8 protein-coding genes are annotated in these 10339 nt (G+C 68.8%); 3 read left to right on the top strand and 5 right to left on the bottom strand.

The window, feature by feature from the left end:
* Positions 1-111: 111 nt before the first annotated feature.
* Both ACWGIC_RS43485 and ACWGIC_RS43480 read right to left on the bottom strand, forming a co-directional pair.
* Positions 112-3426, bottom strand: coding sequence for a glycosyltransferase (locus tag ACWGIC_RS43485; RefSeq protein WP_452081796.1), 3315 nt, complete (start codon positions 3424-3426; stop codon positions 112-114).
* 463 nt (positions 3427-3889) lie between these two features.
* The gene (locus tag ACWGIC_RS43480; protein WP_037355639.1) at positions 3890-4213 is read right to left on the bottom strand and encodes a WhiB family transcriptional regulator; all 324 of its coding nucleotides are present in this window, start codon (positions 4211-4213) and stop codon (positions 3890-3892) included.
* Positions 4214-4436: 223 nt separating this feature from the next.
* Here ACWGIC_RS43480 and ACWGIC_RS43475 point away from each other — a divergent pair, with 223 nt between their 5' ends.
* Positions 4437-5186, top strand: coding sequence for a site-2 protease family protein (locus ACWGIC_RS43475; RefSeq protein ID WP_452081795.1), 750 nt, complete (start codon positions 4437-4439; stop codon positions 5184-5186).
* A gap of 4 nt (positions 5187-5190) precedes the next feature.
* On the opposite strand, the gene ACWGIC_RS43470 is transcribed toward ACWGIC_RS43475, so the two are convergent.
* Genes ACWGIC_RS43470 through mshB form a run of 3 tightly spaced genes read right to left on the bottom strand, consistent with a single transcriptional unit; the run spans position 5191 to position 7200 of the window.
* Positions 5191-5982, bottom strand: a complete 792-nt coding sequence (locus tag ACWGIC_RS43470; protein ID WP_452081794.1) for a hypothetical protein — start codon at positions 5980-5982, stop codon at positions 5191-5193.
* Entirely contained in the window at positions 5975-6376 is a 402-nt protein-coding gene (locus ACWGIC_RS43465; RefSeq protein WP_452081793.1) for a hypothetical protein, read from the bottom strand. The genes ACWGIC_RS43470 and ACWGIC_RS43465 overlap by 8 nt, the downstream gene beginning before the upstream one ends.
* Positions 6373-7200, bottom strand: a complete 828-nt coding sequence (gene mshB, locus ACWGIC_RS43460; protein ID WP_452081792.1) for an N-acetyl-1-D-myo-inositol-2-amino-2-deoxy-alpha-D-glucopyranoside deacetylase — start codon at positions 7198-7200, stop codon at positions 6373-6375. Before mshB ends, ACWGIC_RS43465 begins: the two co-directional genes overlap by 4 nt.
* 658 nt (positions 7201-7858) lie before the next feature.
* Here mshB and ACWGIC_RS43455 point away from each other — a divergent pair.
* Both ACWGIC_RS43455 and ACWGIC_RS43450 read left to right on the top strand, forming a co-directional pair.
* Positions 7859-9601 (top strand): ABC transporter family substrate-binding protein, encoded by a 1743-nt coding sequence (locus tag ACWGIC_RS43455; protein ID WP_452081791.1) that lies wholly within the window; start codon positions 7859-7861, stop codon positions 9599-9601.
* Between the two features lie 187 nt (positions 9602-9788).
* On the top strand, positions 9789-10339 hold a 551-nt coding region (locus ACWGIC_RS43450; RefSeq protein WP_452081790.1), incomplete at its 3' end, for an ABC transporter permease.

Genomic DNA, 10339 nt, shown 5'->3' with positions numbered 1-10339 from the left:
CTTGTCAAGGCATCTTTCCCGCCTTGACAAGCACCCCCGAACCGTCAGCACAATCAGCTTCGGGGTGCCCCCCACTCACCGGATGCAATGTCGCCGCCAGGCGACGAGCAGTCACCCCACCCGCCGCCGAGACGGGATCGCAGTCAACGCCGTGAACAACACCGCCGCCAACTGCACCAACAGCAACAACCCCCGCTCAGTCCCCGGAAACGTCACCGACACCTCCGACGGCTGCGGCGGCACCGAAACCGCCACCTGATGCCCCCAAGCGGGCACGATCGGCACAGCCTTCCCGTTCACGCTCGCCTGCCACCCAGCCTCCTGCTCCGCCGCCAGCACCAGCAACCGCCCAGTCGGCCCCTCCGACGCACGCACCCGCACATCCGGCAACCGTGCCGCGACCGGCGAAACCCCCGGATTCGTCCCCGGCGCACCCCCGCCGGTGACCGCCAGCTTGGCCAGCTCCGGCGAAATCAACGCCACCTCCCCGGCCTTGGGCAGCAACCGCAACGTAGGCCGCCCATCCGACGTCGGAGCCGCCACCGCAGCGAGATCACTGGCCGCAGCCGCGAACGCCCGTGCATCCGTCCCCACCGGCAACACCACGTACTGAACCCCAGACGCCGCAGCAGCCGCGAAAACCCGCTTCAGCGCCGCGACATCCCCCTGCCCGAGCCCACGCCGCCACTCAGCCAGCCGCTCCGGCGTCCCCTTGACCGGAGCAAGCTCATCATCACCAAAAAGCGCCAGCCGCCCCCCGGTCTGCCGCACCTGCCCGGCACTGACGTCAAGCACCGCCCGCCCAGTAGCAGCGACATCCGCCGCCACCTCAGGCGCCAACTGCGGACGCGCCCGCGCAGTCAACGACCCCTCAGACCCAGCAGCAACCGCGCCAACAGCCAACGCAGCCACCACCACAACCCCAGCAACCGCCAGCACCTTCGGCAACCACGCCGCAGGCACCGCTGAACCGCCACGCTGCCAAGTGGCCAGCACCGCCCACAGCAACCCGGCCCCGACCACCAGCAACGGCACCCCGGCATACCCCGACGCGGGCGCCCCGCCTTGCATCGGCGTCAACTGCACCTGCCGAACCAAGACCACGCCAACAAGACCGAGCACCGCCAGCGCCAGCCCGCCGACGACCTGCTTCCGCGGCCGAACCACGAGCGCGACGAGCGTCGCCGCGAGCACCACGACCCCGATCGGCCACGCACCCGGCCCACCGGGAGTGAGCCCGGCGAGGTCAGTGGCAGTGGCAGGCGCGGCCGGACCGCCGAGACCTTGCAGCAGCAGTTCCGGATGCCGCAACAAGACCGTCGGCCATGGCAGCAGCAGGACCAGTGGCAACAACACCACGATCCCAACGGACGCGACCCGTCGAGCCAGCCCGGACGGAGCGGGCAGCACCACGAACCCGACCAGCAGCCCGACGAGTGCGAGCCCGTGCGCGAGCGGGGAGAAAGCGCCAAGCAGCGCGACCCCGAACGCGGACAGCGCCGAGACGTGCAGCCAACGCGTGCCCGGCCGGGTCAGCAGCCGGACAATCCCCGCGATCACGAGCGGCAGCACGAGGTGCACCACAACCACGTCGAGCCGTCCCTGCGCGACAGAGGCGGTGGCGGCGGGCAGCAAGGCGTACGTCGCGGCGACGGCGGCGCGCACCCAGCGGCGCACGGCGAGCTTGCGGGTGGCGACGTAGGCACTGAGCGCGGCGAGAGGGAGGTCGCCGATGAGCAGGATCGCCACGAGCGCGGCCGGGCCGCCGATCGGAGCGAAGATCGCGCCGAGCGTCCCGAGCACCGGGAGCGTCGCGGGGGCGGGCGCGCCGGTGCCGCCGGCGACCGAGTGCCACGGCGACAGGTACGTCGACCAGATCTCGCCGAGTCCGCCGACCGGCAGCAGCTGGCCGCCCCACAGGTCCAGGCCGAGCCGTCCGCGGTTGAGCACCAGCGCGAGCGCGGTGAGCAGAACGACGAGCACCACCGGCGGCGCGAAGACGGTCGCGGCGAGCACGCGACGCCGGTTGACCTCCACGAACACCAGATCCGGTTCCGGTGCGGCCGGTTCCGGACGCGGCGACGGCGACGGGTGGGTCGCGATCTCCTCGGCCGGTTCAGTGTCCGCAGTGTCCTCTTCGGACACCGGTGCTTCCGGCAGCGTGACCGCGACTACCGTGCCCGGCCGGCGCAGCCCCCGGCCGCGAGTGTTCAGGCCGCGCAGCGCACCGGCGGGCAACGCGTCCGGACCGACCGGACGCGCGCCGGACGCGGCGAGCGCCTCCGGCGGGATCCACGCGGACTCCTGCTCGACGCTCTCCGGCACCGTCCCCAGCGCGACATCGCTCTGCACTCCGCGCCGGACAAGCCCGACCACTCCGGCGCTGATTGCGTTGCGCAGCCTCGTGATCCGGCTGGTGAAAAGCCCGCGTACGGTGCCGGGCCGCGGCTGATCGCGTCGCCGTGCCCGGGCGGCACGGAGATTTCCCTTGCCCCCGCACAGGTATCCGAGCGCGGACAGCTCCGCGCTGGCTTCGGTGGTGCGGCGCAGCAGGAAGAACACGAGCGCGCGCAGCACCAGCATGACCGGCAGCCGGACGAGCCCGAACCAGAACGACGGGGTCGAGCAGTTCACGAGAAAGACGCGTAAGCCGTGCGAGCGGTTGAGCGCGGCGAGCGGACGACCGGCGGCGTCCGGGGTGCGTTGTCCGGTGGACAAGGCGCGGGCGTGCCGGACGCGTGCCGCGGGGACCGAGAGCACGAGCGAGCCGGCCGCGTTGGCGCGCCAGCCGAAGTCGAGATCCTCGCGCAGCAACGGGAAGTCCTCGTCGTAGCCGTCGAGGGCGTCCCAGAGTTCCCGTCGCACCAACGATCCGGCGCTCGGGACGGCGAGGACCTCGCTGGGTTCGCCGTCCGGCGCGGCCATCTGCTGGCGGTGCCCGGAGGCGTCGGTGGACAGCCCGGCCTCGACGATCAGCCGCGGATCGGTCCAGTCGGTGCCGAGCGGCCCGAGCACTTTCGCGGACGGGTTTTCCTCCGCGGCGCGGAGGAGCTGGTCGAGACAGTCGGGTTCGGGGGCGCAGTCGTCGTGCAGCACCCACAGCCACGTTCCCGGATCGCCCCAGCGTTCCACCGCGTGCGCTACGGCCGCCGCGACCGCCTCCGCGAATCCGGTTTCACTCGGCAGAGTGACAATTCCGGACAGCACCGGTTCCTCGGCGGCCGCGCCCGGCTGCGCTGCGTCGGCGAGCAGTTTCGGGGTACGGTCGACAGATCCGGTGTCCACGGCGAGCACGTGCCGCGGGCGGACTGTGCTGCGCCGCAACGCGGAAAGCGCTAGCGGCAGCCATTCTTCGCCGTCGTGACAGACCACAATGGCCAGAACGGGCAGCGTCCGCACAGCGGGCGGAACGACGGTGCGAGGCAAGAACGGCTCCTGCTCGGACGGGACGATGGGTGCGGTCACCCTACGGCCTGCGCCGACGCGGAGGCACCGGCCCACGCCGCACGCCCGGCGGATCCCACCGCGTGGACCAGTCCTGGCTCAGCCCGGCCCGATCCGCGGGCGCAAGAAGGATTTCGCAAAGACGCCCGATCCGGGCCGCTCACGCGAACCGGCCGCGTCCGGATTCCGCGGCAGAAGACGAAGATCACAAAGAGAACCACGGCACAGCACCGATTTTTCCGGCCGCCGGAACGGCACTTCTGCCCTCACGGGGCCACCGGATCGGGCCGCACGCGTCCGGCGAATGTGCCCGGCGCCACCCCGGCGAGGACTCCCCGTCCCGCCGCGCCGGCACCGGCCGCAGCACTCGCTCGCCGTCACGAGAGCGACGGCCGCGGCAGCGGGCGCGCCCCCGGTCCGCGTGGACCGGGGGACTGAAACCCCTTTAAACCGCGCGTTTCTTCAGCTTGCGACGTTCCCGTTCGGACAGTCCGCCCCAGATGCCGAAGCGCTCGTCGTGCGCCAGCGCATACTCGAGACAGTCGTCCTTGACCTCGCAGCCAAGGCAAATCCGCTTGGCCTCGCGGGTCGAGCCGCCCTTCTCGGGGAAGAACGCCTCCGGGTCGGTCTGCGCGCACAGGGCGCGCTCCTGCCAGTCCTGCTCCTCGGGGACGTCGAAAAGGTCGGTCAGATCCCCGAGCTGCTGCTCCGGGTTCTCTCCCCAACCCACGACGTGCCCCCATTCCCTGTTGTCCGCTTCCAACCGCACGTCCGCCTCCTCGCTCCTACGCACTCCCCAGGCTGGCGGTGGTGAAACGACACCCGCTGCCCCCTCCGACAGCGAATGACATCACTGTGATTACACCTGTGTAGGTCGGCCAGGTCAAGCCGAGTAGCGAGTTCGGGGGATCTCCGCGCCCGGGTGCGCAAGGGGACACGCCGAAGACTTCACACCGGGCATACGGAAGACTGGTGGGGTGCAGAGATCAGCAGTGCGTCCGAGCCCGATCTTCTTCGGCATCCTCGCCGTCGCCGTCGCCGGTGGTTTCCTGGCTGCATACGGTGACTTCACGAATCCCCGCGACCCGATGCTGATCGCCGGCGTCGTCCTGCTCGTGCTGGGCGGCTGGATGGCTTCGCTGACGCTCCACGAGTTCGGGCACGCCTTCGTCGCCTTCCGCGGCGGTGATCACGAGATCGCTCACAAGGGGTACCTCTCGCTGGACGTCCGGCGCTACGCCGACCCCGTCCTGTCCTTCGTGCTGCCGCTGATCTTCTTGCTGATCGGCGGCATCCCGCTGCCCGGCGGCGCGGTGTGGATCAACCGGGGCGCGCTGCGCAACCGCGCGACGGCGTCGTGGACTTCGCTGGCCGGCCCGCTCACCAACCTCGCCGTCGGCGCCGCGCTGTGCCTGGCGACGATGCTGATCCCGATGGCGACCGGCCTCTTCTTCGCGATGTCGTATCTCGCGCTGCTGCAGATGATGACGTTCCTGATCAACATTCTGCCGGTGCCGGGGCTGGACGGCTGGGGCGCGCTGGAGCCCTATCTCTCGCCGCAGGCGCGGGCGTTCGGCGCGCGGGTGCGGCCGTGGGCGCCGTTGGTGCTCTTCGCGCTGTTGCTTCTTTTCCGGCCGTTGTCGGATCTGCTCTGGACGATCGCCGGGCACATCTACGAACCGCTCGGCGGCAACGCGGCCGCGGCCTACTTCGGGCAGCGAGCCTTCCTCTTCTGGAACTGAGGGCTCAGGCCCACTCCCGGTGGGCCATGAGCCAAGCGTGCGCGCGCTTCCAGACTTTTTTGAGCCCGGAGCGCTCGCCGAGGTAGTCGCCCGCCGCGCCGACCACCGGGAGCATCCCGAGCGCCCGGTGGAACCATCGGCCGCGCGGGCGCTTCTCGAGTTCGCCGGTGATCCCCCACAGCGACTTGCCGAGGTGCCAGAGCGTGCGGGCGACGGCTTTCGCGGTGACCTTGCCGTGTTTGCGGTGGGATTCGTCGAGTTCCTCGGTCAGCCGCGCGGTCTCACTGTCCTCTGCGGACTTCGCGGACTTGTCGTGGCCGGCTCCCGCCGCGAGGTCGGCGTCGATGTCGCGTTCGAACAGCACCGCGGCGATCAGCCGGACGCGGCTGCCGACATCGGTCACGCCGTACTCCCCCGCGACCGCGCACAGCACCAGTCCCTGCGACGCCGCGCCGAGGGTGTCCTGCACCGGCAGCCGGTCGGCGAGTGCACCGCCGAGACCGGGGATCGACGTCAGCAGCGAGGTGAGCCTGCCGACGCGGTTGACCCACCAGCTCGCGCGCTGGTCGATGTCCATCGACGCCCACGCCGCGGTGCCTGGCACCTTCACCGAGGTCAGTGCGCGGAGCATCTTCTTCTTGAAGCCGGCGTCGGCGAATTCGTCCTCCCCTCGCCGGGCCCGCGCTTGCAAGCCGAACGGGTCGGCCTCGCGCAGCGCGTCGATCATCGGTGCGCAGGCGCGGACGAATGGACGCAGAATCGCCACGACCTGACGGTCCGAAATGGCCTCAGACACGGACACCTCCCTTCGCCGCGGCCCGGCCGAGCCCGCCGCCGAGGACAAGGGCGGCAGGCAGCGCGCTCGCCCCGAGCAGCAGCAGTGCGCGCCAGTCCTGGACCAGCACGACGTCGCCGCCCGGGCCGAACAGGCCGACCCCGAACACGACGAGTACCCACACCAGCAGCGGCACGAACGACAGTGCCGGCCGCACGAGCTTCGCCGCGGTCACCACGAGCCATGGGGTGGTGACCGCTCCGATCACCACGGTGACCGGAAACGGCACCTCGCCGAGCGGGCCGAGCCGCAGCGGAAGGAAGAACAGTTCGAGCAATGCCAGCACGATCGCGTCGAGCGCCAGCAGCACCAGCATCAGCCGCTGGTCGCGAGTGAGCGAAGCGGACACCGTCACCGCCCGCCGAAAAGATCGGTTTCGGCGCCGTGCGCGTCGCCGTGCGCGAGCACGAAGTATTCGGCGGACGGGATCGGCTGCGCGATGCTGTTGGTGAGCGCGAAGTGCGCCACCGGGCCGTCGACCACGGTGAGCTGGGTTTCGTGCGCGCGCAGTGCCGCCAGCTTCGTCTGCCGGTGCGCGGAGATGTCGACCACGGTGGTGATCTTGCCGTCTGAAGTGGACGGAAGCTCGCCGTCGTCAGCCACCCGGAACGGTGAAGTTCCGTCGGCGCGCAGTTCGGCCAGCCCGACGGTGAGCGCGGCCTCGGACTGGACCACGTGGAAGACCCGCTCGACCGACGGGGCGTCCGGCGCCGCCGCCATGGTGATCTCGTGCGCGCGGATGTGGTCGGGATGGCCGTAGCCGCCGAAGGAGTCATAGGTGACGACCACCTGCGGGGCGAAGTCGTCGATGAGTTCGCGCAGCTGAGCGGTCTGCTCCGCCGCCGAGCCACCGGTGAAGGCCCGCGGATGCTCGGCGGCGGGCGTGCCCGCCATGCCCGAATCGCGCCACCGGCCGATGCCGCCGAGGTATTCGTGCCGGGTGAGCCCGAGCGCGGCGGCCGCGGCGGCCATCTCTCCCGAGCGGTACCCGCCGAGCTGATCGGCCTCCGCCGCGACGAGGCGCGCGAGCCGCGGCGGGACGATTTCGCCCTCTTCGCCGAGCGTGCAGGTCACCACGCACACCTCGGCGCCTTCGGCCGCGTACCTCGCGATGACCCCGCCGGTGGCGATGCTTTCGTCGTCCGGGTGCGCGTGGACCAGCAGCAGCTTCCGCTTCACGCCCTCAGGTTAGTGACCGTCGCGCCCGCACCCGGGACGCCGACCCCCGGCGCGGCGTTCCGGAACCGGAAAACCGCCGCGTGCACGCGAAAATGCATTCGCATCCCACTGAGTCGGACCAGCGTCCCGTCCCGTGGGCGTTCCCTTCCGCGGAACGTTCCGCGGTTCGGAATGCGCGGGCAAGGACGCAAGATGCTCGGAACACCCACCGAGTACCCGCCTCCTTCCGGGCAGCCCTGCCCGCGTCCGGCGGCGGGCGCATTGTTTCGCTTCACGAGATCGGACCAATTTCTTGTCACTTCGGGTTCGTCGCGGCCGGGCGGCTACTCCATTAGCTGGGGTACCGCACACGGAACGGGGCGGTTATTGTCCGCCAGGCCGATCGGCCTACTGGACCGAACTGCCACCCGAACCGGCCCAGAATTCCGGTGATCAACTACTAACCGTAGTCGATCAAACGCGGAAACTGCGGTGCAACCAGGGGTCACGAGATATCTGTTCCGCAACGATCTCACTGAGAGTGTCCGGATCGATAGGTTTGCCGTCTGTCCAATGCCTAAGTTTCACGGCTACGGTGAGCAACGCGATACCGATCGGTGCTTGCGCGTCAGTAAGAGCCGCCTCGCAAACCCGCGACGGCGTCGAGCAAGGAGAATGAATGTTAGTGACGACTAGGTCGCGTGCCGCGAAACTCGGCGCGTTCGTCGCGGGCGCGGCCCTTCTGCTCTCCGCGTGCGGTGGTGGCGGAGGCGGCAACAGCGCGGTGCAGACCGGGCAGGCATTCGCCGACTGCGACAAGAACCCGAACACGTGCAACGCGGCGCAGGCCGATCAGCTCCAGCAGGGCGGCGACGTCACGTTCGCCATCGAGAAGAACGTCCCGAACTGGAACGTGACCTCGGCCGAGGGCAACGTCTTCGAAACGGGCATGGTCACCAAGGGCATCCTGCCTTACACGTTCTACGCGACGCCTGACCTCAAGCCGGTTCTGAACAAGGACTTCGTCGAGTCCGCCGAGCTGAGCAACCCGACGACGATCGTCTACAAGATCAACCCGAAGGCGTCGTGGTCGGACGGCACGCCGCTGTCGGCTGACGACTTCATCTACAACTGGAAGGTGCAGAACGGCAAGGACTGCAAGGACTGCACCCCTGCCGACACCTCCGGCTACGACCAGATCACCGCGGTGACCGGTTCGGACAACGGCAAGACGGTGACCGCCACCCTCGCCAAGCCGTTCACCGACTGGAAGAAGCTCTGGGGTTCGTCCGGCGCGATGTACCCGGCGCACCTGGCCAAGCAGCACGGGGACACCAACACCCCGGAAGGGCTCGCCTCGTCGTACAAGTGGTTCGGCACGACCCTCCCGACCTGGTCGGGCGGCCCGTGGAAGATCTCGAAGTTCGTCAACAACCAGTCGATCACCGAGGTCCCGAACGAGAAGTACTGGGGCGAGAAGCCGAAGCTGAACAGCGTCATCTTCCGCGTCATCACCGACGCGACGCAGGAGCCGACCGCACTGCAGAACAACGAGGTGCAGGTCATCTACCCGCAGCCGCAGGTCGACCTGATCAACCAGGTCAAGAACATGCCGAACATCTCCTCGTTCATCGGTCTCGGCCTGACCTGGGAGCACTTCGACTTCAACCTCAAGAGCCCGTCCCTGGCCGACAAGACGCTGCGCCAGGCCCTCTACACCGCGGTCAACCGCAAGGACATGATCGCCAAGACCGTCGGCCAGTTCACCAACAAGGTCGAGCCGCTCAACAACCACAACTTCATGCCGCAGCAGCAGGGCTACAAGGACGTGGTGAGCTCGACCGGCCAGGGCTCCGGTGACATCGAGAAGGCCAAGAAGCTGCTGACCGACGCGGGCTACAAGCTGAACAACAACCAGCTGTCCGACCCGAGCGGCAAGGCGGTCCCCGAGCTGCGCATCCGCTACACCGTCGGCAACCAGATCCGCCAGAACGAGTGCGAACTGTTCGCGCAGACCGCGGCCCAGCTCGGCGTCAAGGTGAAGGTCCAGTCCACCGACGACCTCGGCCAGACCACCACCAGCGGCGACTACGACGTCATCGTGTTCGCGTGGGTCTCCTCGCCCTTCGCGATCGGCGGCGCGAAGCAGCTGTGGGGCACCGGTCAGGGCAGCAACTACGGCAAGTACACCAGCAAGCAGGTCGACGACCTGATCGACCAGGCCAGCGCCGAGACCGACCAGACCAAGGCGTCGGACCTGCTCAACCAGGCCGACCAGATCATGACGAACGACGCGTACGTGCTTCCGCTGTACCAGAAGCCGACCTTCATCGCCTCGTCGGACAAGATCGCGAACATCCGGAACAACTCGACGCTCGACGCTCCGGTGTACAACATGTCGGAGTGGGGCATCCGGAAGTGATCAACAACCGGTAGATTCCCGCGGGACAACCGGTGAAGGGCCGGCCGCAAAGCCGGCCCTTCACCGTATCCGCGAACAATTGCCCTTTTAGTTCCCGAACACCACGATTGCCCCGTTACGTCGCCACGGCCCTGCCACCACGAGCGGCGGGCGCCGGCAGAACACCGTCCAGAGCAGGAAGACCTCCATGCTTGCCTTCGCACTGCGCCGGCTTTTCGTCTCGGTGCCGATCCTCATCGTGTCGACGTTCGTCGTCTTCGTGATGGTGTCGCTTTCGGCCAACCCGTTGACCCCGCTGATCGCGAGAAACCCGCCGCCGCCCCCTCGCACCATCGAACTCGAACGCATCCGGCTGCATCTCGACCAGCCGATTCTCGAGCGATATTGGCACTGGATCACCGGCGTGCTGCACGGTGATTTCGGCCCCTCGGTCCAGTCCACCATGAACATCGGCAGCGAGGTGTTCGGCCGGTTCGGCGTGACGCTGCGGCTGATCGTGCTCGCCATGGTGGTGGCGCTGATCCTCGCCGTGCTGATCGGCGTGATCAGCGCGTCGCGGCAGTACTCCAAGTTCGACTACACCGCGACCTTCTTCGGCTTCCTGTTCCTGTCGATGCCGTCGTTCTGGTTCGCGCTGGTGCTGAAGCAGATCGGCATCTCGATCAACACGACGGTCGGCGACCAGGTCTTCTACACCATCGGTTCCTCCTCGGTGGTCGCCGCGGGCGGGTTCTGGGC

This window comes from Amycolatopsis sp. NPDC054798 (assembly GCF_053611505.1).
This window is presented reverse-complemented; position numbering and strand designations above follow the sequence as displayed.

What these genes read in the sequence shown, in the direction of transcription:
- ACWGIC_RS43455 (WP_452081791.1), top strand. Translation starts at nt 7,859, where the DNA reads ATGTTAGTGACGACTAGGTCGCGTGCCGCGAAACTCGGCGCGTTCGTC.